Origin of the sequence: Mesorhizobium sp. GbtcB19, assembly GCF_019091085.1 — a bacterium.
In the GTDB taxonomy this organism is placed as follows: domain Bacteria; phylum Pseudomonadota; class Alphaproteobacteria; order Rhizobiales; family Rhizobiaceae; genus Mesorhizobium.
Map to the genome: position 1 here is coordinate 203,024 of NZ_JAGXJY010000004.1, position 24,415 is coordinate 227,438.

Annotated in this window: 26 protein-coding genes; 22 read left to right on the forward strand and 4 right to left on the reverse strand. The window is 65.4% G+C overall.

Annotated elements, in window-relative coordinates; translation table 11 throughout:
- Positions 1–17: 17 nt before the first annotated feature.
- From KVT37_RS09935 to motA, 4 genes are all read right to left on the reverse strand, one after another.
- Positions 18–1,043, reverse strand: a complete 1,026-nt coding sequence (locus KVT37_RS09935) for a flagellar motor switch protein FliG (RefSeq protein ID WP_217572204.1) — start codon at positions 1,041–1,043, stop codon at positions 18–20.
- Between the two features lie 43 nt (positions 1,044–1,086).
- A complete protein-coding gene (gene fliN, locus KVT37_RS09940) occupies positions 1,087–1,467 on the reverse strand; it encodes a flagellar motor switch protein FliN (protein ID WP_217572206.1) in 381 nt (126 codons plus the stop codon).
- Between the two features lie 30 nt (positions 1,468–1,497).
- Positions 1,498–2,400: a FliM/FliN family flagellar motor switch protein gene (locus tag KVT37_RS09945; RefSeq protein ID WP_254633914.1), complete on the reverse strand. Its 903-nt coding sequence runs from the start codon at positions 2,398–2,400 to the stop codon at positions 1,498–1,500.
- 70 nt (positions 2,401–2,470) lie between these two features.
- The gene (gene motA / locus KVT37_RS09950; protein WP_112096303.1) at positions 2,471–3,346 is read right to left on the reverse strand and encodes a flagellar motor stator protein MotA; all 876 of its coding nucleotides are present in this window, start codon (positions 3,344–3,346) and stop codon (positions 2,471–2,473) included.
- Between the two features lie 141 nt (positions 3,347–3,487).
- Here motA and KVT37_RS09955 point away from each other — a divergent pair, with 141 nt between their 5' ends.
- The 22 genes from KVT37_RS09955 to KVT37_RS10060 all read left to right on the forward strand — a co-directional run bounded on the left by KVT37_RS09955 (position 3,488) and on the right by KVT37_RS10060 (position 24,315).
- Positions 3,488–5,305, forward strand: coding sequence for a DUF1217 domain-containing protein (locus KVT37_RS09955; protein WP_308642598.1), 1,818 nt, complete (start codon positions 3,488–3,490; stop codon positions 5,303–5,305).
- Between the two features lie 7 nt (positions 5,306–5,312).
- Positions 5,313–6,035 carry a flagellar basal-body rod protein FlgF gene (gene flgF, locus KVT37_RS09960; protein WP_217572221.1) on the forward strand — a complete coding sequence of 241 codons (723 nt, stop codon included), beginning with the start codon at positions 5,313–5,315 and terminating at the stop codon, positions 6,033–6,035.
- Between the two features lie 4 nt (positions 6,036–6,039).
- The gene (gene fliI / locus KVT37_RS09965) at positions 6,040–7,446 is read left to right on the forward strand and encodes a flagellar protein export ATPase FliI (RefSeq protein ID WP_217572224.1); all 1,407 of its coding nucleotides are present in this window, start codon (positions 6,040–6,042) and stop codon (positions 7,444–7,446) included.
- Positions 7,427–8,224, forward strand: a complete 798-nt coding sequence (locus KVT37_RS09970) for a hypothetical protein (RefSeq protein WP_217572226.1) — start codon at positions 7,427–7,429, stop codon at positions 8,222–8,224. The genes fliI and KVT37_RS09970 overlap by 20 nt, the downstream gene beginning before the upstream one ends.
- Before the next feature lie 86 nt (positions 8,225–8,310).
- Positions 8,311–8,691: a flagellar basal body rod protein FlgB gene (gene flgB / locus KVT37_RS09975; RefSeq protein ID WP_217572229.1), complete on the forward strand. Its 381-nt coding sequence runs from the start codon at positions 8,311–8,313 to the stop codon at positions 8,689–8,691.
- Between the two features lie 2 nt (positions 8,692–8,693).
- Positions 8,694–9,110, forward strand: a complete 417-nt coding sequence (gene flgC, locus KVT37_RS09980) for a flagellar basal body rod protein FlgC (RefSeq protein ID WP_042640471.1) — start codon at positions 8,694–8,696, stop codon at positions 9,108–9,110.
- On the forward strand, positions 9,110–9,439 hold the full coding sequence (locus tag KVT37_RS09985) for a flagellar hook-basal body complex protein FliE (protein WP_217572231.1): 330 nt from the start codon (positions 9,110–9,112) through the stop codon (positions 9,437–9,439). The genes flgC and KVT37_RS09985 overlap by 1 nt, the downstream gene beginning before the upstream one ends.
- A 4-nt stretch (positions 9,440–9,443) precedes the next feature.
- On the forward strand, positions 9,444–10,232 hold the full coding sequence (flgG, locus tag KVT37_RS09990; protein ID WP_112126591.1) for a flagellar basal-body rod protein FlgG: 789 nt from the start codon (positions 9,444–9,446) through the stop codon (positions 10,230–10,232).
- 6 nt (positions 10,233–10,238) lie between these two features.
- Complete coding sequence (gene flgA / locus KVT37_RS09995) at positions 10,239–10,760, forward strand: flagellar basal body P-ring formation chaperone FlgA (RefSeq protein WP_217572233.1); 522 nt, start codon at positions 10,239–10,241, stop codon at positions 10,758–10,760.
- A 149-nt stretch (positions 10,761–10,909) separates the two neighbouring features.
- Positions 10,910–11,998: a flagellar basal body P-ring protein FlgI gene (locus KVT37_RS10000; RefSeq protein ID WP_254633936.1), complete on the forward strand. Its 1,089-nt coding sequence runs from the start codon at positions 10,910–10,912 to the stop codon at positions 11,996–11,998.
- A gap of 8 nt (positions 11,999–12,006) precedes the next feature.
- Positions 12,007–12,615, forward strand: coding sequence for a MotE family protein (locus KVT37_RS10005; protein ID WP_217572237.1), 609 nt, complete (start codon positions 12,007–12,009; stop codon positions 12,613–12,615).
- Positions 12,612–13,310, forward strand: coding sequence for a flagellar basal body L-ring protein FlgH (flgH, locus tag KVT37_RS10010; RefSeq protein WP_217572239.1), 699 nt, complete (start codon positions 12,612–12,614; stop codon positions 13,308–13,310). The genes KVT37_RS10005 and flgH overlap by 4 nt, the downstream gene beginning before the upstream one ends.
- Before the next feature lie 18 nt (positions 13,311–13,328).
- Positions 13,329–13,823 carry a flagellar basal body-associated protein FliL gene (gene fliL / locus KVT37_RS10015; RefSeq protein ID WP_217572241.1) on the forward strand — a complete coding sequence of 165 codons (495 nt, stop codon included), beginning with the start codon at positions 13,329–13,331 and terminating at the stop codon, positions 13,821–13,823.
- Positions 13,820–14,551 (forward strand): flagellar type III secretion system pore protein FliP, encoded by a 732-nt coding sequence (gene fliP / locus KVT37_RS10020; RefSeq protein WP_217572242.1) that lies wholly within the window; start codon positions 13,820–13,822, stop codon positions 14,549–14,551. Before fliL ends, fliP begins: the two co-directional genes overlap by 4 nt.
- 221 nt (positions 14,552–14,772) lie before the next feature.
- On the forward strand, positions 14,773–15,759 hold the full coding sequence (locus KVT37_RS10025) for a flagellin (protein WP_217572243.1): 987 nt from the start codon (positions 14,773–14,775) through the stop codon (positions 15,757–15,759).
- 269 nt (positions 15,760–16,028) lie between these two features.
- Positions 16,029–17,099, forward strand: coding sequence for a flagellin (locus tag KVT37_RS10030; protein ID WP_217572244.1), 1,071 nt, complete (start codon positions 16,029–16,031; stop codon positions 17,097–17,099).
- A 168-nt stretch (positions 17,100–17,267) separates the two neighbouring features.
- Complete coding sequence (gene fliF, locus KVT37_RS10035; protein WP_217572245.1) at positions 17,268–18,926, forward strand: flagellar basal-body MS-ring/collar protein FliF; 1,659 nt, start codon at positions 17,268–17,270, stop codon at positions 18,924–18,926.
- A 3-nt stretch (positions 18,927–18,929) separates the two neighbouring features.
- Complete coding sequence (locus tag KVT37_RS10040; RefSeq protein WP_217572246.1) at positions 18,930–19,553, forward strand: hypothetical protein; 624 nt, start codon at positions 18,930–18,932, stop codon at positions 19,551–19,553.
- Positions 19,550–20,968: a MotB family protein gene (locus KVT37_RS10045; protein ID WP_217572247.1), complete on the forward strand. Its 1,419-nt coding sequence runs from the start codon at positions 19,550–19,552 to the stop codon at positions 20,966–20,968. The genes KVT37_RS10040 and KVT37_RS10045 overlap by 4 nt, the downstream gene beginning before the upstream one ends.
- Positions 20,965–22,428 (forward strand): chemotaxis protein MotC, encoded by a 1,464-nt coding sequence (locus KVT37_RS10050; RefSeq protein ID WP_217572249.1) that lies wholly within the window; start codon positions 20,965–20,967, stop codon positions 22,426–22,428. The genes KVT37_RS10045 and KVT37_RS10050 overlap by 4 nt, the downstream gene beginning before the upstream one ends.
- Positions 22,425–23,795 carry a flagellar hook-length control protein FliK gene (locus KVT37_RS10055; protein WP_217572251.1) on the forward strand — a complete coding sequence of 457 codons (1,371 nt, stop codon included), beginning with the start codon at positions 22,425–22,427 and terminating at the stop codon, positions 23,793–23,795. Before KVT37_RS10050 ends, KVT37_RS10055 begins: the two co-directional genes overlap by 4 nt.
- Complete coding sequence (locus KVT37_RS10060) at positions 23,725–24,315, forward strand: lytic transglycosylase domain-containing protein (RefSeq protein WP_254633915.1); 591 nt, start codon at positions 23,725–23,727, stop codon at positions 24,313–24,315. Before KVT37_RS10055 ends, KVT37_RS10060 begins: the two co-directional genes overlap by 71 nt.
- Positions 24,316–24,415 lie beyond the last annotated feature (100 nt).

The window sequence follows — 24,415 nt, forward strand, 5'->3', positions numbered from 1 at the left end:
CATGCTCCAACAAGGAGTCAGGCGGCTTCGGCGGGGGCGGCGGTCTGCGTCGAAGGCAGCTCGAAAGCGCCTTCGCGTGACAGCCGGATCGCGGCGACCGATATGCTCTTGCGCGCCGCCATGATGTCGGCGAGCGCAACGCCCTCCGATCCCTGTCCGAGTTCGGATTCGATCATGCGGCGCGAGCGCGCGCCGATCGCCGACAGCGCGGATTCGGCCAGTTCCGGCGGGGCGCCGCGCAGCGCCAGCGTGACGAGCTCGGTCGACAGCCCGTCGAACAGCAGAACCCGGGCTTTCTGCGGCAGCAGCGGCAGGTCGTCGAAGGCGAACAGCCGCGACTTGACGCCGGCGAGATCGGGCGTGCCGGCCTGCTCCAGGTCCTGCATCAGGTCGTCCAGTTCGGGCTTGGCCATTTCGTTGAGCATGCTGGCGACGCGTTCCTGGCCGGCCGAGGTGTCGCGGCTCGCCTTCTGCGACAGCACGCTGACGCGCAACTGGTTCTCGACGATCCGGGATGCCGCATCCGGGACGTTGGCCATCGTCACCATGCGCTTGATGATCTGGCTGCGCATCGGCTTGTCCATGGCGAGCAGCACATTGGCGGCCGTCTGCGGCGCAAGCTTCGAAAGCACCATGGCCGAGGTCTGCGGATGTTCGCCGGCCAGGAAGGTGCCGAGCCGGGCCGGCTCCAGCTTTTCGAGGTCCGGCCAGATCGGCGCGGGTCCTTCCGCGACCGGCTCGAACTTCTTCTCGCCCATGATGGCGCTCATCTCCTCGGGCGACAGCGATTCGTTGAGGATCGTATCCATGCGATCGGCGGAATCGAGCAAGCCCGCGCCCTCGGTGAACTCGGCCTCGAACTCCGCGACGATGCGCTCCAGGTCGGCCTGCGGAATGGTGCGCAAGAGACGCGCGCCCTCGATCAGCGCCTTCAGCTCATCCTGCTTGAAGAACTTGAGCAGCCGGCTGGCCGCGGGCTTGCCCATGGCCACCAGTATGGCGGCCGCCTTTTGCGGACGTGTCAGCGCCAATGCCGTCGTCATGCCTGTTGCCCTCGCTGCCGATTGGTCCGCCCACCGACCATTCTCAGGCGCTCTTCGTCGCCGCGATGATCTCGGTAAGCCTGATGCCGAAGCGCGTTGGATCGTTCTCCAGCACCGTGATCTCGCCGCGCGCGATCTTGCGGCCGTTGACCACGACGTCGACGGGCTCGCCGATGCGGCGGTTGAGCGCGACCGTGGAGCCTTTCTGCAATGCCATCAACTCAGACACCGGCATCTCCGTGCTGCCGAGGATGATCTGCACGTCGACCGGAATGGTCATGATGATGGAGGAGTTGGCGCCCGACTGCAGGGCGGCATCCGGGCGCGCTTCCTCTTCCCGCAGCACGCCGCGCAGTTCCTCGATGGCGCGATCGAGCTGTTCGTCCGGCTGGTCGGGTTCGGCTTCCACCTTGGTTTTTGCCATCTGTCGTCTCCATAAATCCCGCGCCTGGCGTCAGCCCGGCATCAGTCCGTCGATGAAATCTTGCCCGGCATCATGCGTGTGGCTGACGCGGACGGTGTAGTTCTGCCCCAGCTTGCCGAACTCGCAGACAAACAGGGTCTTGTCGCGGGTGCTGAGCTTGGCGTTGAGCTGCGCGTTCTCCTCGAATTCGATCACCTGGCCAGGTGCGAACGCGGCAAGGTCGCCGAGCGTCAGCCTGGCGAGCGGCATCGTCGCCTCGAGCCGGACGGTCGAGCGCATCACCTCTTCGGAGAAGCGGGCCCGCCAGTCGAACTGAGTGGCCTCGCCATCCTTGCCCGCGGCGGCTTCGCCGTCGCGCGAGGTGAGCAGCAGGCGCTGCGGGATCATCACCGTGAGCGTGCCGCTGTCGGACGGTGTCGACAGACCATAGACGATGCGCACGGCGGCACCGTCGCGCAGCACGCGCCGCCTCGCCTCGTTGCCGGCCATCGCCTTCGGCACCGGCAGGCGCAGGTCGAGCGAGCGTTTGCCGGATCCGTTAAGCGCCGTCGCGACCTCCTGGAACACGGTGGTCGCGACATCGGCTTCGATCTGCGACAGGTCGCGCTCGATCGGCGCGACCGGCTGATCGGGATCGCCGCCGAACAGCGCGCTCACCATGACGGCGACAGCTTGCGCATCCATCACCAGCGTCATGGCGTCGGCCGAAGAAGGCGACGAAACGACGCTCAGCGCGAAGGCCTCCCCGGCGCGCGCGCGCGCCTCGGGAACACGGCCGACCTCCACCGCTTGCAAGTCGACCGCCACCGGCGCGCCGAGCTCGCCGGCAAGCGCCTTCTGCAAGAGCGGAAGCGCTCTTTCCGCCATGCCGCGGCCGACGCCGATCACCTTATCCGCTTCGCCGCTGTCGCCGACGAGACGCTCGATGATCAACGCCCGCGCTTCTGACGGACTGCCTGGACTTGTCATGACGGCAAGCGGCCCTGTCTGGGATCGAGCATGCTCAGGCCGCCTTCTTCTCGGCAGCGCCGGCGTTCATGGTGCTTTGCTCGACGGCATCGATCGTCGGACGCTCGTAGGAGGATATGGTCTTGCGGCCGAACTCGATCGCCACCTGCGGCAGGGCGCCGTTCATATAGGCCAGCAGCGTCTGCTTGACGATGATGTAGAGGCGGTTTTTCTTCTCGCGCACCGTCTTGATCTTGGTGGCGACAGGACCGACCACGGCATAGGACAGGAAGATGCCGAGGAAGGTTCCGACGAGCGCCGCACCGATCAGGCCGCCGAGGATTTCCGGCGACTGGTCGAGCGCGCCCATTGCCTTCACCACGCCGAGCACCGCCGCCACGATGCCCAGCGCCGGCAGGCCGTCGCCGACCGCCACCATGGCGTGATAGGCCTTCAGCTTGTCGGTGCGGATCGTCTGGATCTCTTCGTCCATCAGCGCCTCGATCTCGTGCGAGCGGGCGTTGCCGATGATGATGATGCGGCAGTAGTCGCAGATGAAATTCGTCAGGTCGTGGTTCTTCAAGACGGTCGGGAAAGCCTGGAAGATGGCCGACTCTTCCGGATTGTCGATATGCGCCTCGACCTCGCTGCGCGACTTCGAGCGCAGCTCGCGCATCAGGCTGTGCAGCACGCCCAGCGTCTCCAGATAGTCGCGCTCCTTCGGCACCGCCTGCTTGAAGGCTTCGAGAATGCCCTTGCCGGTGTCCTTGACCGTCTTCATCGGATTGGCGACCAGGAAGGTGCCGAGCGCGGCGCCGCAGATGACCACCGCTTCCCATGGCTGCAGCAGCACATGCAGATGGCCGCCCATGGCCATGAAGCCGCCGAGAACGCAGCCGAGCGTCACCACAAGTCCGATCAGAATGCCCACGACAGGTCCTTCCGCATGTCACGTCGTGGATCAGGGATAGTCCCCGTGCCTTGTGTGAGGCTTGAATCGAAGGCCACGGATGCGATTCAGCTTCGCGCAAGGAAGTGGCGTTATTGTTCGGGGATAGCTTCGGCCGGAGGCGTGTCCTTGCTCAATACCTACATCAGTTACCAGTTGATCGCCAAAGACATCAACAAATCGATCGCCCAGGTCCAGCAGCAGCCGACGGTCGATCGCGACACCCAATATTATCTGGCCAACATCACCAAGGTGAAATCGATCGACGATTTCGTCAACAATGACCGCCTGTTCAAATATGCCATGAAGGCCTACGGGCTGGAGGACATGGACTACGCCAAGGCCTTCATGGTCAAGGCGCTGAAGGAAGGCGTTTCCGACCCCGACAGCTTCGCCAACAAGCTGACCGACAAACGCTACGCACAATTCGTCAGCGCTTTCAATTTCGCCGCCAGGGGCGCCAATACGACGGTCTACAACAAGGCGCAACAACTGGTGACCAGCAACTACGCGCTGCAAGTCCAGATCGGCGCCTCGCAGGCGGGGCTCGCTTATTACCAGAGCGAGACCGCCTACTACGCCACCAACATCTCCAAGGTGAAGTCGATCGACGATCTGATGGGCGACAGCCGTCTGCTGACATACGCGATGGCCGCGTTCGGGCTGGACGCCGAAACCGAACCCGCAGCGACCGTCAGGGCGATGCTCGAAGGCGGCGTCAGCGATCCCAACAGCCCCGCCAACAAACTGACCGACAAGAGCTACGCCAATTTCGTCGCGGCATTCGACTTCGGCCAGTACGGCGATCAGACGACCGCCCGCGATGCGGTCCAGCAGGCGGTACCGGCGGGCTACGTGGCTGGAACCGGAATGAAACTGGTCAAGCCGAGCGCGCAATACATCAAGGGCGAGGCCGATTATTACGCGGCGAACATCTCCAAGGTGAAGTCGATCGACGACCTCATGGCCGACAAGCGCCTGCTCACTTTCGCCATGGCCTCGTACGGGCTGGATGCCTCGACAGAAAAGCCGCAGCAGATCCGCGCCATGCTCGAGGGCGGCGTCAGCGATCCCGACAGCCCCGCAAACCAGCTGACCGACAAACGCTACGCCAACTTCGTCGCGGCTTTCGACTTTGCCCAATACGGCGATCAGACGACGTCGCGCGATGCGGTGCTGAAAGATACGCCGAAGATCTACACGACGGAGTCTCCGCTTGGCCTGATCCCGCCGAATGCGGACTACGTGGCGTCAGAGACCGCATACTACCTGGCCAACGTCACGAACGTGAAATCCATCGACGATCTGATGGCCAACAGCCGATTGTACAACTATGCGCTCTCGGCTTATGGGCTCGATCCGGCCACGGAGAGCAAGGATCTCATCCGCAGCGTCCTTGCCGGAGGCGTTCGCGACCCCGACAGCGTCGCCAACAAGCAGACCAACAAGGCTTATGCCGGGCTGGCCACCGCCTTCAACTTCGAGCAGTACGGCGAAAACGCGACCACCACCAATCCGGCGCAGCAGCCGACCGTCGACATGTACATGCGCCAGACACTGGAGGAAGATGCGGGCAAGACGAATGAAGGCGTCCGGCTGGCGCTTTATTTCCAGCGCAAGGCGCCCGACATCACCAGTTGGTACGACGTGCTCGCCGACACCGCTTTGGCCAGCGTGGTTCGCAGCGCGCTCGGCCTGCCCGATTCCTTCGCCACCGCCGACATCGACAAGCAGGCGCAGCTGTTCGGGCAGAAGCTTGACATCAAGGACTTCAGCGACCCTGACAAGCTCAGCAAATTCCTGACCCGCTTCACCAGCATGTACGAGATCGCCCATCCGACCTCGACGGCCGTGACGTCGGTCAGCGTGCTCTTTGCGCAGCCGACCGCCGTCGGCATCTCCACCGACCTGATGATGGCCATGCAGCAGTTGAAGTTCTGAGAAGATCATGCAGGACAGCCTTTACGTCGCCCTTTCCTCGCAGATCGCGCTCGAGCGCCGTCTCGACACCATCGCCGACAATGTCGCCAACGCCTCGACCATCGGCTTCCGCGCCACCGGCGTGAAGTTCGAGGATGTCGTCTCCGGCACCGGGCCGAAGTCGGTTTCCTTCGCCTCCTCCGGCAACACCTATCTGTCCGGCGCGCATGGCGCGCTGACCGAAACCGGCAACCCGTTCGACTTCGCCGTGCAGGGCGACGCCTGGTTCGCCATCGACACGCCCGCCGGCACGGTGATGACGCGCGACGGCCGTTTCTCCATGAACGAGAACGGCGAACTGATGTCGATCGAAGGCTATCCGGTGCTGGACGGCGGCGGCGCGCCGATCCAGCTCGATCCGCGCAACGGCCCGCCCAAGGCGGGCGCCGACGGCTCGCTGAGGCAGAACGGCCAGTTGGTCGGAGCGATCGGCCTCTATGATTTCGATCCAGGCGAGAATTTCGTCCGCTACGGCAATTCGGGCATCGTTCCGGCGCGCACGCCCGAACCTGTCACCGATCGCTCGGACGTCGGCATCGCGCAGGGATTTCTGGAAGAATCGAACGTCAATCCGGTGCTGGAAATGACCCGGCTGATCCAGGTTCAGCGCGCTTTCGAGAACACGGCGGCGCTGATGCGGCAGACCGATTCCTCCACCGACGACGCGATCAAGACGCTCGGCTCGAAGTGACGGCATGACGACCGGCTCGTCCCTGTTGCGCGCTTCCGAGGGGCCGGCGGATACCGGACAGACGGACAGGCTGGCCGCGCTCGAACGCATCTGGCGGCGGTTCGACGATCCGCAGGCGCTGCTTGCGCGCGGCGGCCGCGTCGCCGAGATATCGCCGACGCATTACAAGGTCCGCGGCCTGTCGGGAATTGCCAGGCTCGGCGACATCGTCGAGCAGCGCGGCAGGACCGGCGCGCGACGCGGCGAGATCGTCAAGATCGGCAGCGACGAAGTGGTGGTCGCGCCCTTCGAACGCAGCGCCGATGCCGGCATCGGCGACGCCGTCTTCCGCCGTGGCCCGCTCGCGGTCACCCCGCATGTCTCCTGGCGCGGACGCGCCATCGATGCCTTGACCCGCGCCATCGATGGCGGTCCGCCGCTGATCAGGCCGAATGCACCCGATGCCGCGCATGGCGCGACGCCGGGCGCCCTGGCGCGCCAGCGCGTCGGCACCGGCTTCCTCACCGGCGTCAGGGTGATAGACATCTTCACGCCGCTCTGCTTCGGCCAGCGGCTCGGCATCTTCGCCGGTTCCGGCGTCGGCAAGTCGACGCTGCTTGCCATGCTTGCCGGCGCCGAGGCCTTCGATACGGTCGTCGTGGCGCTGATCGGCGAGCGCGGCCGCGAGGTGCGCGAATTCCTCGAGGACACGATCGGCGCCGACAGCATGGCCAAGACCGTCGCCGTCGTCGCCACCAGCGACGAAAGCGCCATGATGCGCCGGCGCGCGCCCGACACGGCCATGTGCGTGGCCGAGCATTTCCGCGACCAGGGCCACCGCGTACTCCTGGTGCTCGACTCCATCACCCGCTTCGCGCATGCGCTGCGCGAGGTGGCGACCGGAACCGGCGAGCCGCCGGTCGCGCGCGGCTATCCGGCCTCGGTCTTCACCGACCTGCCGAAGCTGCTCGAACGCGCCGGCCCCGGCGCTGAGGGCAAGGGTTCGATCACCGCCATCATCTCCGTGCTGGTCGACGGCGACGACCACAACGATCCGGTTGCCGATTCGGTGCGCGGCATCCTCGACGGCCATGTCGTGCTCGATCGCGCGCTTGCCGAGCAGGGCCGCTATCCGCCGGTCAATCCGCTGTCGTCGATCTCGCGCCTTGCCGACAAGGCCTGGAGCCCCGAACAGCGCATGCTGGTGACAAAGCTGAAATCGATGATCGCGCGCTTCGAGGATACGCGCGACATCCGTCTGCTCGGCGCTTACCAAAGCGGCGCCGATGCCGAGCTCGACAATGCGGTGCGCCAGGTGCCGCTGATCTACGAGGCGCTGACGCAATCGCCGAGGGACCGCGCGTCGGCCGATCCATTCGCCGACCTCGCCCGCCATCTCAAGGGGAAGCTGAATGGCGATCAAGGAGACTGAGCTCCAATACACCGAGCGCATGTTGCGCGACATGCTTGCCGAAGCCGAGGCGGCGGAGAGGGCCGAGGCCGACAAGGCAAGGATTGCCAAGGATAGTGCCGCGCGCGCCAAGACGGAGAAAGCGACGGCGCTTCTCAACAAGGCCGACAGGCCGCATCCGCCGAGGGCATCCACCGCCAAGACCGGCGATGTGGCGCAGGCCAGCCGCGATTCGCTGCTTGACGGGCTTTTTCCGCGCACCGAGTGGCCGCAGCCGCCGAAAGCCCAGTTCCCGCGCCTGGTCGACAGAAGCGCCGACCGCCGCAGCGATTTCGTCATCGCCGCGCTCGGCATCACGCTCGGCCTGATCTGCGCGTTGTTTCCCTGGTATATCTTCTTCAACCAGGAGCAGTTCGGCGTCCAGGCGATCAAGTTCGGCGGCAGCGGCAGCAATGCCGGACGCGTTTCCGGTGGCCCGCAACTGGTAAATTCAAGCTCGGCAGACGCGCCGAAGACCGTTCCGGATCTCGACCTGTTCGCCACCGGCACCTTGCCGGACGAGCAGGAAGACCCCGACAAGGCGCCGGGGCTCGACCAGCAGCCTTTCCCCGCCGCTTCGGAATTCAAGATGGTGCACGTCGCCAACGGCCGCGCTATGATCGAGGACGATACCGGCCTGTGGATCGTCCAGCGCGGCTCGGTGCTCCCGGATTCCAGCCGCGTCGTCTCGATCGAGCAGCGCGGCGGCAAGTGGGTGATCGTCACCAGCACCGACAAGGTGGTCCCGCTCTCGAAGTAACCCCATCGGGGACACAGCCCCTCCCCGCGCAAGGTCCGCGCAAGACTGGCCGCCTAGTCTTGTGCGTACTTGCCCGGGAGATTCCCATGGAACCCGTAAATCTTTTCGATCTCGCCACGCGGCAGTCGCAATGGCTGGCCGTGCGCCAGTCGGCGATCGCCTCCAACATCGCCAATGCCAACACGCCGGGCTACACGGCCAATGACGTCGAGCCGTTCGAGAAGGTCCTCGACCGGACCGCGGTGACGCTCGCCGCCACGCAGTCGGGCCATCTTGGCGCCGAAACGGCCAATGCCGGCTTCAACGTCAAGCCCGAGGACCCCAACGGCGCGATCATGCCGTCGAAGAACACGGTCGTCCTCGAGCAGGAGCTGATGAAAGCCGGCGAGGTCCGCCGCTCCTTCGAGCTCAACACGGCGATCGTCAAGGCCTTCCATTCGATGATGACGATGGTGGTGAAGAGCTGACCATGGATGCCCTCACCGCAGCCCTCAAAGTCGCAGCCTCGGGCCTAGGCGCCCAGTCGGAGCGCCTGCGCGTGGTTTCGGAAAACCTCGCCAATGCCCAGTCGACGGGCAGCACGCCCGGCGCCGATCCCTATCGTCGCAAGACGATCACGTTCCAGTCCGAGGTCGACCGCGCAACCGGCGGATCGCTGGTGGAAGTGAGCGGCATCAACCGCGATCCTTCGGACTTCCCGATCGAATTCCAGCCCGGCAACGAAGCCGCCGACGCCAAAGGGTACGTCAAGATGCCCAACGTCAACACGTTGGTCGAAATGGCCGACATGAGCGAGGCGAACCGCTCCTATGAAGCCAACCTGCAGGTCATCAAGCAGGCTCGCGATCTGATTTCCATGACCATCGACCTGATGAGGAACCAGTAATGATCGGCGGTATCGGGGCAATACAATTCAAGACGGCGGTCGACGGCGCGGAGCAGGCCTCACCAAACCTGCTGCAGGGCGGCGTCGGAACGCAGGCCAGCGAAGGCGTCGGCAGCAGCTTCGCCGAAGTCCTCAGCCAGGCCGCGACGAAGACCGTCAACACGCTGCAGGGCGCCGAGCAGATGTCGATACAGGCGCTCAAGGGCGATGCCGACACGCGCCAGGTTGTCGACGCGGTGCTGAGCGCCCAGCAGGCGCTGCAGACCACCATCGCCATCCGCGACAAGGTCGTCTCGGCCTACCTCGAAATCAGCCGCATGAGTATCTAGCGTCATGAAAGCCCTCGCCATCGCCGCCACCGGCATGAATGCCCAGCAGACCAATCTGGAAGTCATCGCCAACAACATCGCCAACATCAACACCACCGGCTACAAGCGGGCGCGAGCCGAATTCTCCGACCTGCTCTACCAGGTCGACCGCACGCAGGGCGTGCCCAACCGCTCCAACACTTCGCTGGTGCCGGAAGGCGTCTCGATCGGTCTCGGCGTCAAGACGACGGCGGTCCGCAACGTCCACACGCAGGGCGAACTGGCCAGCACCGGCAACAGCTTCGACCTGGCCTTGACCGGCAGGGGCTGGTTCCAGATCCAGGGCGCCGACGGCGGCACGCTCTACTCGCGCGCCGGCGCCTTCAACACCAACGCCACCGGGCAACTGGTGACCGTCGACGGCGCAGAGGTCATTCCGGCCATCACCGTGCCGACCGACGCTGTCGAGGTGATCGTCAACAAGACCGGCCAGGTCTTTGCCCGTCTCCAGGGCCAGACCAACCTCCAACTGCTTGGCCAGCTCCAGATCGCCAACTTCGCCAACGAGGCGGGCCTGGCGCCGCTCGGCGACAACCTCTTCCAGGAAACGGCCGCCTCGGGCCCGGCCAATGTCGGCGTTCCCGGGGACCCGGGCTTCGCCACGATCCAGCAGGGTTATCTCGAATCCTCCAATGTCGACCCGGTCAAGGAAATCACCGAGCTGATCTCGGCGCAGCGCGCCTATGAAATGAACTCCAAGGTCATCCAGGCCGCCGACGACATGGCCTCGGTGGTCTCCAAGAACATCAGGTAACGGACGATGGCCGCGCCGATCTCCTCCGCACTGCGTCGCGCCGCGCTGGCCACCCTTCTGGTGGCCGCCGGCATGCCGGCTTTCGCGCAGGACACGACCGGCCAGTCGGCAAACCAGATCGCCGCCAATCAAGCTGTCGGCGAGGCCGTTTTGATCCCCAACCGGGTCATCTATCCGGGCGAGACGATCGAGCCCGCCTCGCTCAAGCAGGTGACGCTCATCCCCGGCAAGCACAAGCCGGACGGCATGGCGACGCGCTCCGAGGAGCTTCAGGGCAAGGTCGCAAAGCGCACGCTTCTGCCTGGGCGCTACATCCCGGTTGCCGCCATCCGCGACGCCTGGCTGGTCGCACAGGGCGCTTCCGTGCAGGTCTATTTCACCGCCGGCGCGCTGACCATTTCGGCCGCCGGCGTCACGCTGGAGCCGGGTGCCGCCGGCGACCAGATCAAGATTCGCAACATCGACAGCGGCAAGATCATTTCCGGCACGGTGATGGCCGACGGCACCATCAAGGTCGGCGCTTCGTGATGCGCGCCTTTGTCCTTCTGCTGAGCACCGCCATCTGCCTTCAGCCGGCATTGGCCGACGGGCTGACCCCCAAGGCCAAGCGCGAGCTGGCGCAGCAAAATGGCGGCGTCTACGACGATCCGCAATATGATCCGGCGACCACCCAGCGCATGTTCCGGGTCTCGACCGGCCCAAGCACGCTGCCGCCCGGCCAGGTCGCCGCGCGCATCAAGGACATCGCCCAGCTGCAGAGCGCACGCGACAACCAGCTCGTCGGCTACGGCCTGGTCATCGGCCTTGCCGGCACCGGCGACAGCCTGCGCAACTCGCCTTTCACGGAACAGTCGATCCGCGCCATGCTGGAGAATCTCGGCATCGCCACCGAAGGCGGCAGCGCGCGCGCCAAGAACGTGGCGGCCGTCATCGTCACCGCCAACATGCCGCCCTTCGTCCAGTCGGGCAGCCGCATCGACATCGACGTCTCCTCGATGGGCGACGCCACCTCGCTTGCCGGCGGCACGCTGGTGATGACGCCGTTGAAGGCGGCCGATGGCGAGATCTACGCGGTGGGCCAGGGTTCCGTGATCGTCGGCGGCTTCACTGCCAAGGGTCAGGCCGAGGAACTCACGCAGGGCGTGCCGACTGCCGGCCGCGTGCCCAACGGCGCCATCGTCGAGCGCTCGGTGCCGGCCGAGTTCGACGACCAGGGCGTGTTGACGCTGCAGCTGCGCAATCCCGATTTCTCGACCGCCATCCGCATTGCCGACGCCATCAACGACTACACCTCGCAGCGTTTCGGCATGCGGGTCGCCGCCGAGCGCGATGCCCGCACCGTGCAGATCAGGCGGCCGAAGAACGTGTCGGCCGCGCGCTTCTATGCCGAGATCGAAAATCTGGTCGTCGAGTCGGATGCCCCTGCCCGCGTCGTCATCGACGAGCGCACCGGCACCATCGTGATCGGCAACAATGTCAGGATCTCGCGCGTGGCGATCAGCCACGGCACGCTCACCGTGCGCATCACCGAGGCGCCGAAAGTGGTCCAGCCGGAACCCTTCTCCAGGGGCCAGACCGCGGTCGAGCCATTCACCGCCATTGAGGCGAGCCGACCCGACGCGCGCGTCGCCGTGCTCGACGGCCCCGATCTCGAAACGCTTGTCTCCGGCCTCAATCGCCTCGGCGTGAAGCCCGACGGCATCATCGCCATCCTGCAAGGCATCAAATCGGCCGGCGCCCTGCAGGCCGACCTGGTTCTCCAATAGGCACGCCGATGATCGAGCTCCTCTCCTCGAAGATGCACCGCCCTCTGACGATGATCGCCGCCGTGGCGGCGGCAGCGCTTCTTGGCAGCGCTTCAGTCGGCGCGGAGGAAGTCCGCCAAGTCCTGCCTGGCGGACAGGCGCCGGCCCAGCCGGCCGAGCTCACGCGCGAGAAGGAGCCGGCCACGCCGGCCGCGCTTGCAGCAGGTGGGAAAGCGCCTGACGAAAGCGAGGTCCAGCGCTTCTGCTCCAACATCGCCGACGCCGCGCGCGATCGCCGCTACGCGCTTCAGGCCGAGGAATTGAAGCAGCTGCAGGCCGGCATCGACGAGCGCATGAAGGCGCTGGAGGCAAAGAAAACCGAATATGAAGAGTGGCTGAAGCGCCGCGAAGTGTTCCTGGCGCGCGCCGAGGACGGCGTCGTCAAGATCTATGCCGGCATGAAGCCGGACGCTGCCGCCGAACGGCTGGCGATGGTCAATGCCGAGCTCGCGGCGGCCATCCTGATGAAGCTCGATTCGCGCAAGGCCGGCGTCATCTTGAACGAAATGGACCAGAAGGCGGCGGCGACGCTCACCGGCATCATGGCCAGCGCGGCGCGAAGGGTTGATCCGTCATGAAGTTGAAGTTCCTTGTCCCCGTCGCGATTGCGGCGCTGTCCGGCTGCGGCACCAATTTCAAGGAGATCGGCCGCGAGCCGTCCTTGTCGCCGGTCGGCTCCGGCATCGGCGCCTCCGGTCCTTACAGCTATCCCGAGCCGCCGGCGCCGCGGCCGAGGAAATTTTCGCTGTGGGACGATCGCCAGAGCCGGCTCTTCACCGATCCGCGCGCGCTGCGCGCCGGCGACATCCTGACCGTGAACATCAAGCTCAACGACAGGGCCAATTTCAAGAACCAGAACGATCGCAGCCGCACCGCCGCGCGCAAGCTCGGCTATGACGTCACGCTCGGATGGGACGGCAAGAGCACCAGCGGCAAGGGCGATGCCGGCCTGAGCTCCAGCACGGAGACCAACGCCGACGGCGAGATCAAGCGCTCGGAAGACATCGAGCTCAACGTCGCCGCCGTCGTTACCGAAGTGCTGCCCAACGGCAACCTGCTGATCAGGGGTTCGCAGGAGGTCCGCGTCAACTACGAGCTTCGGGTCCTGACCATCGCCGGCATGGTGCGTCCGTCCGACATCGGCGCGGAAAACACCATTCCCTACGAGCGCATCGCCGAGGCGCGCATCTCCTATGGCGGCCGCGGCCGCGTGAGCGAGGTCCAGCAGCCGGCCTATGGCCAGCAGGTGCTCGACCAGGTTCTTCCTTTCTAGAGCCGGGAGAGCGCTGCCGTGGCCAATGTCGAGCAGGTCCAGCCCAAGAAGGGACCTTCCCTGGTGATCCAGCTCGCCATGCTTCTGCTCATGACAGGTGCGGCCATCGGCATGGGCTGGGTCTCCGGCGGTTATCTCAAGCAGGGCGAAACGCCGGCACCGGTGCCAGCGGCGCCGGAAAACGCCGGCGCGGCGGAGAAGCCCGCCGAAGCCGGTAAGCCGGCCGCCGGGCCGACGCTGGTCCAGCTGGCGCCGATCACCACCAATCTCGCCTCGCCGTCGGACGTCTGGATCCGGCTGGAGGCATCGGTGCTGTATGATGCCCCGCAGCCGCCGGAAGTGACCGAGCAGATCCACCAGGACCTGCTGGCTTTCGTGCGCACGATCAAGCTGCATCAGATCGAAGGCGCCAGCGGCTACCAGCATCTCAAGGCCGATCTCGATGAGCGCGCGGCGCTGCGCGGCGGCGGCCACGTCAAACAGATTCTCGTCAGGACGATGCTGCTCGAATGAGAAAGTTCCTCATAGCCACGGCGCTCATCGTCGTCACCACTTCCGTCGCCGCGGCGCAGCAACTCGATCTCGGCGGCATCGGCAAGGCCGATGGCACGACCGTCGGCTATCTGATCCAGATGTTCGGCCTGCTCACCGTGCTGTCGGTGGCGCCGGGCCTGCTCATCATGGTGACGAGCTTCACCCGCTTCGTCATCGCCTTCTCGATCCTGCGCGCCGGCATCGGCCTGCAGTCGACGCCGGCAAACCTGATCCTGATCTCGCTGTCGCTGTTCATGACCTTCTATGTCATGGCGCCGACCTTCGACCAGGCCTGGAACACCGGCGTCAAGCCGCTGATGGACAACCAGATCACCCAGGCCGAGGCGTTCGAGAAGATTTCCGGCCCGTTCCGCGACTTCATGCTGCACAATGTGCGCGACAAGGATTTCGACCTGTTCGCCGACCTTGCCCGCGAGCGCGGCCAGACCGTCTCGCGCGAGAGCGTCGACCTGCGCATCCTGGTGCCGGCCTTCATGATCTCGGAAATCCGGCGTGGCTTCGAGATCGGCTTCCTCATCGTCCTGCCGTTCCTCGTCATCGATCTGATCGTCGCCACCATCACCATGGCGATGGGCATGATGATGCTGCCGCCGACAGTGGTGTCGCTGCCGTTCAAGATCCTGTTCTTCGTGCTGATCGACGGCTGGAACCTGCTGGTCGGCAGCCTGGTGCGGTCCTTTACTTGACGTTACGTCAGTGGCGTTGATCAAACGCCTGACCGCACAAATTCTACGCAATATATTTTCGGTTAACCCTCCGATTTAGGTCTTTGGTAGGGAGTTGCCCCCATATTGCCGGCAGATGGCGGGTGATCGGGTTTCCACAGATCATTGGCATGATGCCGCACCGTCATACCGGACATGCCGGTATGTCAAAAAAATCCGTGTAAAAATAGGGTACGAGTACCATGGCCAGTATCATGACCAACGCCTCGGCGTTGACCGCTCTGCAGAGCTTGAACGCCACCCAGAAGAACCTCGACACCACCCAGGCCCGCATCTCGACGGGTTATCGCGTTTCCCAGGCTTCCGACAACGCCGCTTACTGGTCGATCGCCACCACGATGCGCTCCGACAACCAGGCCATGTCCACCGTCTCGGACTCGCTCGGCCTCGGCGCCTCGAAGGTCGACACCGCCTACACCGGCATGAACAGCGCGATCACCACCATCAACTCGATCCAGCAGAAGCTGACCGCGTCCTACGGTCAGACGGATGCCTCCAAGGAAAAGACCCAGGTTGAAATCAAGGCGCTGCAGGACCAGCTGAAGGGTTACGCCGACGCCGCCACCTTCTCCGGCACCAACATGCTTTCGGTGTCCACCGCCACGGGTACGGCCGCCGATGTCCAGATCGTTTCGGCCTTCAACCGCAGCGCCACTGGCGCGGTTTCGCTCTCGACGATCAATGTCAACGTGGAAAGCATCAAGCTCTATGACTCGGGCGCTGCCCCGACCTCGAAGGGCATCCTCGATGCGGCTCGCCTCGGCACCACCGGCGCCACGACCGCCACCGCGCAGAACCCGACCCTGGGTGCCGCCCCGGCAGCTGGCGATACCTATTCGGTCGCCAGCCTGACCATCTTCTCGGGCACCACGGCCGCCAGCGACGCTCAGATCTCGCAGATGATGACCGTCGTCGACGCCGCGCTTAAGGACATGACGACCGCCGCCACCAAGCTCGGCGCCGCCAAGAGCTCGATCGACCTGCAGAAGACCTTCACGCAGAGCCTGATGGACTCCATCGATCGCGGCGTCGGCCAGCTCGTCGATGCCGACATGAACAAGGAATCGACCCGCCTCCAGGCGCTGCAGGTTCAGCAGCAGCTGGGCGTCCAGGCGCTGTCGATCGCCAACGGCTCGTCGCAGTCGATCCTGTCGCTCTTCCGCGGCTGATCACGCTCAGAACGGCTACTTAAATAATCGGGCCGCGCCAAAAGCGCGGCCCGATTTGCGTTTGCTTTTGCCGTTGCTCAAGGCTCGCGCAACCCTCGTTCCTTAACTTCCGAAAGCCTACTTTTAACAGGGCATTAACCATATCGCGCTAGGTATGGTTAACCAATGACTTAGGTTGTCGAATCGGCCCGACCGGCACGATCGCAACCGATGTGCAGGTCGAGACCCCGGCCTGTGTGGCATGCCGGCTTTGAGAAGGAGCGAGTTTCTTGGCGAGCATCATGACGAACGCTGCGGCGTTGACTGCACTTCAAAGCCTCAACGCCACCAACAAATCACTCGAGCAGACGCAGGCCCGGATCTCGACCGGCTACCGCGTCTCCGAGGCCGCCGACAACGCCGCCTACTGGTCGATCGCCACCACCATGCGCTCCGACAACTCGGCGCTGTCGACGGTGCAGGACGCGCTCGGCCTCGGCGCCTCGAAGGTCGACACCGCCTATACCGGCATGAACAACGTGCTGGATACCATCGGCAAGATCAAGACCAAGCTGCTGTCGAGCGTCGGCCAGTCGGATGCCAACAAGGCAAAGACTCAAACTGAAATCACCACCCTTCAGGCGCAGATGAAATCCTTCGCCGACGCCGCCACCTTCTCCGGCTCGAATTATCTTTCGGTGACGTCCAAGCAGATCATGGCCGCCAATGACGGCGTCCAGCCGGACGCCAAGATCGTCTCCTCGTTCAACCGTTCTTCGTCCGGCGCCATCTCGCTCGGCACCATCGACATCGACGTCGAGAGCACCAAGCTGTTCGATTCCGGTCTTGCCACGGCCGTCAAGAACCAGGGCATCCTGGATCGCCAGACTTCGATATATTCCACGGCCGCGGACCAGACCAAGTACGACACCGCCTACGCGGCCTCGATCGCCGCCGGCAACACCGACATCTCCGCCAACGCCGCCGGCCAGGCCGCGGTGACGGGCACGCCGGTCAAGATCGACAACGTCTCAGCCTTCAATCTCGACATCACGGCGGCGGGCGTGACCGACGACATCATTACCCAGATGGTCACCAAGATCGACAACGTCATGAGTCAGCTTACTGACGCCGCCACCGTGCTCGGCGCCGCCAAGAGCTCGATCGACCTGCAGAAGACCTTCACGCAGAGCCTGATGGACTCCATCGACCGCGGCGTCGGCCAGCTCGTCGATGCCGACATGAACAAGGAATCGACCCGCCTGCAGGCGCTCCAGGTGCAGCAGCAGCTCGGCATCCAGTCGCTGTCGATCGCCAACAGCTCCTCGCAGTCGATCCTGCAGCTGTTCAAGAACGGCTAAGCCGCAGGATTATTCGGACCAGCGAAAGGCCGCGCCTGAAGCGCGGCCTTTTTCGTTGCTCGACAAGACACCGGATCGACGCTCCGCTGTTCTTCAGCGGCTATCATCCTCGCACAAGCTTCGCGGTCTAGTCTTCGGGCGGACAGTCATGCTGGGAGCGGTTGAATCGTGCCGGAACAGATCCAGAGCATCATCGCGAATTTCAAAAGCTTCGGCGTGAGGCGTCTGGCGCTCATGGGCGGCATCGCGGCCCTGGTCATGGCCGTCATCGGCGTTGCCTCGGTCTATCTCAACCGCCCGGCCTACGAGACGCTCTATGTCGGCCTCGAGCGCTCCGATGTGAACCAGATCGGCCTGGTGCTGGCCGACGCCGGCATCGGCTTCGATGTCGGCTCCGACGGCACCTCGGTGCTGGTGCCGGCCGGCACCACCGCGCAGGCGCGCATGCTGCTTGCCGAGAAGGGCCTGCCGACCAGCGCCAACGCCGGCTACGAGCTGTTCGACAATGTCGGCTCGCTCGGCCTCACCTCCTTCATGCAGCAGATCACCCGCGTGCGCGCGCTGGAAGGCGAGATCGCGCGCACCATCCAGTCGATTTCCGGCGTCAAGGCGGCGCGTGTCCACATCGTCATGTCCGAGCGCGCCAATTTCCGCCGCGACGAGCAGCAGCCTTCGGCGTCGGTGGTCATCCGCTATGCCGGCAACGATGCCGAAAAGAGCGCCATGTCGATCCGCCACCTCGTCGCCGCGGCCGTTCCGGGCCTCTCGGCCGACAAGGTCACGGTGCTCGATTCCAACGGCAACCTCTTGGCTGCCGGCGACGACCCGTCCAATACGAGCGCGGCGCGCACGCTGGGTGTCGAGCAGACGGTCGAGGCGCAGATCGGCGACAACATCCGCCGCGCGCTGACGCCTTATCTCGGCCCCGACAATTTCCGCGCCAGCGTCAAGGCCGACGTCAACACCGACAGCCGCCAGACCGAGGAGACGATCTTCGATCCGAACTCGCGCGTCGAACGTTCGGTGCAATCGGTCAAGACCAACGAGGCCAGCAACCAGAAGCAGGCCTCGACCCCGACAAGCGTCGAGCAGAACCTGCCCGAGACGCAGGCGACCAGCACCGAGGGGCCGCAATCCACCTCGCAGAACGACCGCAAGGAAGAGATCACCAACTACGAGATCAACTCCAAGAAGATCGCCACCGTCTCCAACGGCTACACGGTCAACAGGATGTCGATCGCGGTCGTCGTCAATCAGGATCGGCTGAAGACCATTCTCGGCAAGGACGCCACGCCAGACCAGATCGCCAAGCGCGTCGCCGATATCCAGAAGATGGTGGCCTCGGCGACCGGCTTCGACGACAAGCGCGGCGACATCATCGACGTGTCGGCGGTCGAATTCATCAACGGCCTCGACGGCGAGCCGATCGATCAGCCTGGCATCCTCGCCTCGATCGGCACCTATACCGGAACGCTGATCAATGCCGGCGCCTTCATCGTCGTCGTCTTCCTGGTGGCCTTCTTCGGCCTCAAGCCGATGGCGGCCGCGCTGACGGCATCGGCAAAGCCCGCGGCCATCGCCGGCCCGAGCTTCGACGACGTGCAGCGCTCGCTGCCGACGCCCGATGCGCCGGTCGCCGCGATTACGGGCGAGACCCCGGCCGGTGCGCTGCCCGGCGCGCGCGCCGGCGCGACCCCGCTCGACGATCTGCGTCAGAAAATCCGCCCGGCGCCGCAGGAGCGGCTTGCCCGCATGGTCGACCTCAATGAGGAGCGCACCGCCCAGATCCTGCGCAAATGGGCGGCCGCCCCTGAAGCCGTGGGTTAGGCCATGGCCCCGGCACTCTTCGATCTCCTGCCCGATTTTGGTTCGCGGACCCCGCGTGCCAACCAGGCGCCGACCACCCGCGACACCGAGCATCTGCCGGCCGCGCCGGCGCCGCAGGCCGATATCGGCGCGCTGATCGCCGAGGCGGTGGCCGACGCGGAGGCGGCGCTCGAGGCGCGTCTTGCGCTCGCCCATCAGGCGGCGCTCGACGCCGAGCGCCAGGCCAACGACGATGCGGCCAGAGCATTTCTTGAAAGCTTCGGCGGCGATCTCGGCACGGCTGTCACCAAGCGGATCGATGCCATGGAACAGCGCGTCGCCGAACTTGCCGGCGCAACCGTCGCCCGCATCGTCGGCGGCCTGCTCAGCGACGACCTGCAGCAACGTTCGCTGCAGGCGCTTTCACGCGTCATCGGCGCCGCGGTCGCCGACGGCGAGGCCGTGCGCATCCGCGTTCGGGGACCGCTCTCGCTGTTCGAGCCGCTGCAAGCGGCGCTCGGACCCCGCGCCGCCAATCTGGACTTCACCGAGGCGCCAGGCTTCGACCTGACCGTCACCATTGACGAAACGGTGTTCGAGACGCGTATCGCCGAGTGGTCGGCGTCCTTGTCGGAGGTCCTGTCATGAGCGCCGTCGACCATGCCGAACCCCGGCACGAGATCATCATCGTCAAGCGCGGTCACGACGGTCATGACGACGGCCACCATGGCGGCGTGTGGAAGATCGCCTTCGCCGACTTCATGACGGCGATGATGTGCTTCTTCCTCGTCATGTGGCTGATCAACGCCGCCAACGAGCAGACCAAGGCGGCCGTCGCCAGTTACTTCAATCCGGTCGAGCTGATCGACCGCAATTCCAGCCGCAAGGGCCTGGAAGATCTCGGCGACGGTCCGAGCAAGGTCGGGCTGACCGCGGACAATCCGCAGCAAGGCGCGACCAAGGCGGGCGATGACGGCAAGGGCGGCGCCGGGTCCTCCGAACGTCGGCAGACAAAGGAGGGAGCGCAGGACGCCCAGCTCTCCGATGAAAAGCTGTTTGCCGATCCTTACGCGGTGCTGGCCGAGATCGCCGCCGATACCGGCGTGTTGCAGAACGTCAGCGCCAAGGGTGAAGGCGGCGCACAGACGTCCGGTCCGGCGACCGGCGCCTCCGGCGGCGAATCCTACCGCGATCCGTTCGCGCCGGATTTCTGGTCGCAACAGGTGGCGGCGCCCGGCGCCGAGGCCACCGCCGAACGCGCCAAGATCGAGGGCGATCCGGCCAAGCCCGGCGAGAAGGTCGCAACGGTCGCGGTGCCGAAGGTCAAGGCCGTTCCGGCCGCTCCTCCGCTCACGGCCGCGCCGCTCGAGCCGCTGGCAACCCCGGAAAAGACCGACGCCAAGAGCGGGCAGAAGACCGCCCAGGCCGAGGCCGAGAAGCCGTCGGGTGAAGGCAACAAGAGCGACAAGGCACAAGGCGGGAAAGCCGAAACCGACAAGCGCGAGGCCACGGCCGGCAACGCCAAGCGCGAGGCGGCGAAGGCGGAAAAGACCGAACAAGAGCAAGCCGCCGACAAGGTCGACAAGGCGCCGAGCAAAGCCGCCCTCCAGCAAGCAGCCGAGATCAAGAAGGAACTCGCCAAGGCATTCCTGCCGGGCGAAAAGCTTGCCGACGGCGTCTCGGTCGAGGCCACCGACAAGGGCGTCGTCATCTCGATCACCGACCAGCTCGATTTCGGCATGTTCGAGATCGGCTCGGCCATGCCGCGCCGCGAGCTTGTCCTGGCGATGGAAAAGATCGGCCACATCATCAACCAGAAGAAGGGCACCATCACCATCAGCGGCCACACCGACGCCCGGCCGTTCCGAAGCGACACCTATGACAACTGGCGGCTGTCAACCGCGCGCGCCCACTCGGCCTATTACATGCTGGTGCGCGGCGGCGTCGACGAAAGCCGAATCACCGAGGTCGCGGGCTTCGCCGACCGGCAGCCCAAGATCGCTTCCGATCCGATGGCGGCCGCGAACCGCCGCATCGAAATCCTGATGACGGCCGGCGGATGAAGGGCAGAACCGTCATCGGCGGCGCGATAGCGCTGGTGCTGCTCGCCGCGGGCCCGACATCGTCGGCCTTCGCGCAGGATGCGCTGCAGCCCTATCAGCTGGTGCGTTCGCTGCAGCTGGTCCAGGATCGCATTGCCGGCGGCGATCATGCCGCGCTGCCGATGCAGGCAAAACTCCTCGAAATGATCGACGCCCGTATGCGCGATGCGAATGCCGAGGATTTCAAGGAGCCGAAGAATTTCCGCGCCTTGCTCGTCTACGGCATGAGCGGCGGCAATCCGGTGACGGTCGCGGCGGCGGCCTCGCGCGCGATCACCGACCCGCAAAGCCTCGCCATCGCCAAGGGCGTCGTCGCCTATCTGAACGGACGGCCGGCCGAAGCCATCGAAACGCTGAAGCCGATCGATCCGATGAGCGTGCCCGCCGACATCGGCGCCTTCCTGGCGCTGGTCAAGGGCTCGCTGGTTGCAAGCGACGATCCGGTCCAGGCGCTCACGCTGCTGGACGAGGCGCGCCTGCTCAGCCCCGGCACGCTGGTCGAGGAAGCAGCACTTCGCCGCTCCGTCGCCATCGCGGCCGCGCAGGGCGACGCGGCCCGTTTCGCGTTGGCCTCGACCCAGTATGTCGCGTCCTATCTCTATTCGCCTTACGCCAGCCAGTTTGCCGACGCCTTCGTTTCCGGCGTCATGACGCTGCATATGGCGATCAGCCAGGACAAGATCGCCGACATCACCTCGATGATGGATCCGGAGCGCGAGAAGGTGATCTACCTGCGCATCGCGCGCCGTGCGGCGATCGACGGGATGACGGAGCTTTCGGCTTTCGCCTCGGCCAAGGCGGAGCTGGGCCGCAACGGCAACAGCAACCAGGACGACCCGCGCACCCAGCTCTATTCGAGCCTTTCCAGCATGACGTCGGCCAGCGTCGACGAGGTGCGCGCCAAGCTCGGCAAGATCGATCGCGGCAAGCTTTCGCAAAGCGACCGCGACCTGCTCGACGCCGCACGGGCTGTCGCGGGCGAAGTGGTAGCGCCGGTGAAGGCGGCCGCCAGGGCCGACGCCGCGCCGGCAACGGTCGCGAAAGGTGACGACGCGAAATCCGCGGGGGCCTCGGCCGATCCGGCCAATGCGGACCTGCCTCCAGTGGAAGGAGCGATGCCCGATCAGCCAGCGGTCGCCACAGGCGATCCGGCGGTCGCGGCAGGCGATCCACGGGTCGCGGCGAGCGATCCGGCGAAGGACACGCAACCCTCGGCTTCGCCGGCCCCTGCCCCGCAGCCGGCGCAGACAACGGCCGAGACACCGGCGGCCGCGCCGGCACCGGCTGACGCCGCGCCAGTGGTGCAGGCATCCGCGCCGGCGGCCACGGCCGATGCGCAAGACCCCATCGATGCGGCGGTGACCAGCACGCGCCGCCAGCTCGACCAGATCGACCAGCTACTCGGAGCAGCCCCCAAATGACCAGCGTCAACCAGACCCTGCCGGGCTTTGCTTCGACCCAGTCCCAGCCCCGGCAGAGCGCCGCCGGCGGCAAGGACAAGGATCAGAATTTCGGCGAGATGGTGCACGGGACGGAAAAGCCCGATCGGCCGCAGGACAAGCACGCGACCGGGCCGGTATTGCCGGACGCGCATCTGCCAAAACGTTCATCGGCCAACGACGGCAAGCAGGAGCCGGACCAGGATCCGCAAGGCAAGACCGGCCCGCAGAAAGCTGCGGGAAAGTCCGCGAGGACCACCGCCGCCGGAACCGATGAGGCGAAGACGACGGCCGACAAGGATGCCACGGCGCAAGCCAACGATTCCGCACCGCTGCAGGACCGCTTGCCGCTGCTGATGGCGCTGAGCGACATGAAGCATTTCGCGCAATCTTCGGGCACGAGCGGCACAGGTTCCGCTGACGGCGAAGAGGCCGCCGGCGAGCACGCAGCGCTGGAACTGCAGCTGCGCCTGGGCAAGCGCGCGACGGTCGACAATTCCGCCGAGCCGCTATCGCGATCCGCCCGTTCGGCGGCGACGGAAGAGCCCGGACCCGATTTTGGGCAGAAGCCGGTCAAGGCGGAAGTGACCCTCGATATTGCGGGTCGCCGCGATACCAAGACCTTGCCGACGCAAGCGGATGAACCGCAGGCCGACGGCACGGTGCCGCCGCAAGGCTGGCGGCCGGCTTCGGCCTCCAAGACCTCGCAGCAATCTCAGTCCGCCACGCCGCAGACGGCCTCCAAGCCTTCTCCATCCGCCGCACGCATGGACGTCGTCAGCCAGCAGAGCTTCCCGGCGCCGGCGCAAAACCCGATCAGCCAGACGGCGTCGGCGCTGGTCGAGGCGTTCGCCTCCGACGATGGCGTTCAGCAGGCCTTTGCAAGCGCCTCGGCAGGCTCCCAGACGACCAATTCTGTTGCCGTTCCGACACATGTGCTCAAGATCGAGCTCCACCCTTCCGAGCTCGGATCGGTCACCGCCAGCCTGCGGCTCTCGGGCGAGCAACTTTCGATTGAGATGAAGCCCGAGACGCACGAGGCATATCGCCGTCTCACCACCGACAGCGATGCCATCGTCAAGTCCATGCGGAGCCTCGGCTTCGATGTCGACAAGGTCACCATCCTGCAACCTTCGATAGCAGCGCATGCGGCCAGCCGCGCCGATGCAAACAGCGCCATGCCGATGTCGACGGGTCGCGACCAGCCCTCGTTCCAGCCCGGGAACTCGGGCGGCAACGGCGCGGGCGGCGGACGGCAACCGGGAAGGAACGATGGCAATGGCGCACAGGAATTCGGCCGCGCTGCTTCGCCTGTTCGCGAGCGCGCTGGCGACGATATGTTTATCTAGCTTCGCCGCCGACGCCGCCAGCGCCGCCGCCAATCCCTGCGAGCCGGAGATCCTGCGCGCCGCCGATCGCTATGGCGTGCCGGCGGGCATCCTCTACGCGGTCGGCCTGACGGAGACCGGGAAGAAGGGCAGCCTCCAGCCTAACGCCATGAATATAGGGGGAAAAGCCATATTCCCGCGCAGCCGCGGCGAAGCGCTCGCCACGTTCGAGAACGCGCGGCGCGAGGGCAAGACGTTGATCGATCTCGGCTGCATGCAGATCAACCATCACTATCATGGCGAACATTTCCGCAGCGTCGACGACATGCTCGACCCGCACCAGAACGTCGACTATGCGGCGCGCTTCCTGGCCAGCCTGCACGCCCGGCATATGACCTGGTCGATGGCCGTCGCCCGCTATCATGCCGGCCCCGACAACGACCCGGCGCAGAAGGTCTATGTCTGCCGCGTCATCGCCAACATGGTCGCCACCGGCTTCGGCAAATGGACGCCGAATGCCAGCACGTTCTGCAACCAATAGTTGCTTAATGCTGAGCGCCGCTCGGGCCTTCGCCGGTCTGGGCGCCGGCGCCAATATTCCTCCGCCAAAAGTGGGGCAAATACACCCGCACAACCGCTTT

Bases quoted from the DNA above. Each gene is read 5' to 3' on its own strand.
- KVT37_RS09935 (WP_217572204.1), bottom strand. From the start codon at position 1,043: ATGACGACGGCATTGGCGCTGACACGTCCGCAAAAGGCGGCCGCCATA.
- fliN (WP_217572206.1), bottom strand. From the start codon at position 1,467: ATGGCAAAAACCAAGGTGGAAGCCGAACCCGACCAGCCGGACGAACAG.
- flgF (WP_217572221.1), top strand. From the start codon at position 5,313: ATGCAGGACAGCCTTTACGTCGCCCTTTCCTCGCAGATCGCGCTCGAG.
- fliI (WP_217572224.1), top strand. From the start codon at position 6,040: ATGACGACCGGCTCGTCCCTGTTGCGCGCTTCCGAGGGGCCGGCGGAT.
- KVT37_RS09970 (WP_217572226.1), top strand. From the start codon at position 7,427: ATGGCGATCAAGGAGACTGAGCTCCAATACACCGAGCGCATGTTGCGC.
- flgB (WP_217572229.1), top strand. From the start codon at position 8,311: ATGGAACCCGTAAATCTTTTCGATCTCGCCACGCGGCAGTCGCAATGG.
- flgC (WP_042640471.1), top strand. From the start codon at position 8,694: ATGGATGCCCTCACCGCAGCCCTCAAAGTCGCAGCCTCGGGCCTAGGC.
- KVT37_RS09985 (WP_217572231.1), top strand. From the start codon at position 9,110: ATGATCGGCGGTATCGGGGCAATACAATTCAAGACGGCGGTCGACGGC.
- flgG (WP_112126591.1), top strand. From the start codon at position 9,444: ATGAAAGCCCTCGCCATCGCCGCCACCGGCATGAATGCCCAGCAGACC.
- flgA (WP_217572233.1), top strand. From the start codon at position 10,239: ATGGCCGCGCCGATCTCCTCCGCACTGCGTCGCGCCGCGCTGGCCACC.
- KVT37_RS10000 (WP_254633936.1), top strand. From the start codon at position 10,910: ATGTTCCGGGTCTCGACCGGCCCAAGCACGCTGCCGCCCGGCCAGGTC.
- KVT37_RS10005 (WP_217572237.1), top strand. From the start codon at position 12,007: ATGATCGAGCTCCTCTCCTCGAAGATGCACCGCCCTCTGACGATGATC.
- flgH (WP_217572239.1), top strand. From the start codon at position 12,612: ATGAAGTTGAAGTTCCTTGTCCCCGTCGCGATTGCGGCGCTGTCCGGC.
- fliP (WP_217572242.1), top strand. From the start codon at position 13,820: ATGAGAAAGTTCCTCATAGCCACGGCGCTCATCGTCGTCACCACTTCC.
- KVT37_RS10025 (WP_217572243.1), top strand. From the start codon at position 14,773: ATGGCCAGTATCATGACCAACGCCTCGGCGTTGACCGCTCTGCAGAGC.
- KVT37_RS10040 (WP_217572246.1), top strand. From the start codon at position 18,930: ATGGCCCCGGCACTCTTCGATCTCCTGCCCGATTTTGGTTCGCGGACC.
- KVT37_RS10045 (WP_217572247.1), top strand. From the start codon at position 19,550: ATGAGCGCCGTCGACCATGCCGAACCCCGGCACGAGATCATCATCGTC.
- KVT37_RS10050 (WP_217572249.1), top strand. From the start codon at position 20,965: ATGAAGGGCAGAACCGTCATCGGCGGCGCGATAGCGCTGGTGCTGCTC.
- KVT37_RS10055 (WP_217572251.1), top strand. From the start codon at position 22,425: ATGACCAGCGTCAACCAGACCCTGCCGGGCTTTGCTTCGACCCAGTCC.
- KVT37_RS10060 (WP_254633915.1), top strand. From the start codon at position 23,725: ATGGCGCACAGGAATTCGGCCGCGCTGCTTCGCCTGTTCGCGAGCGCG.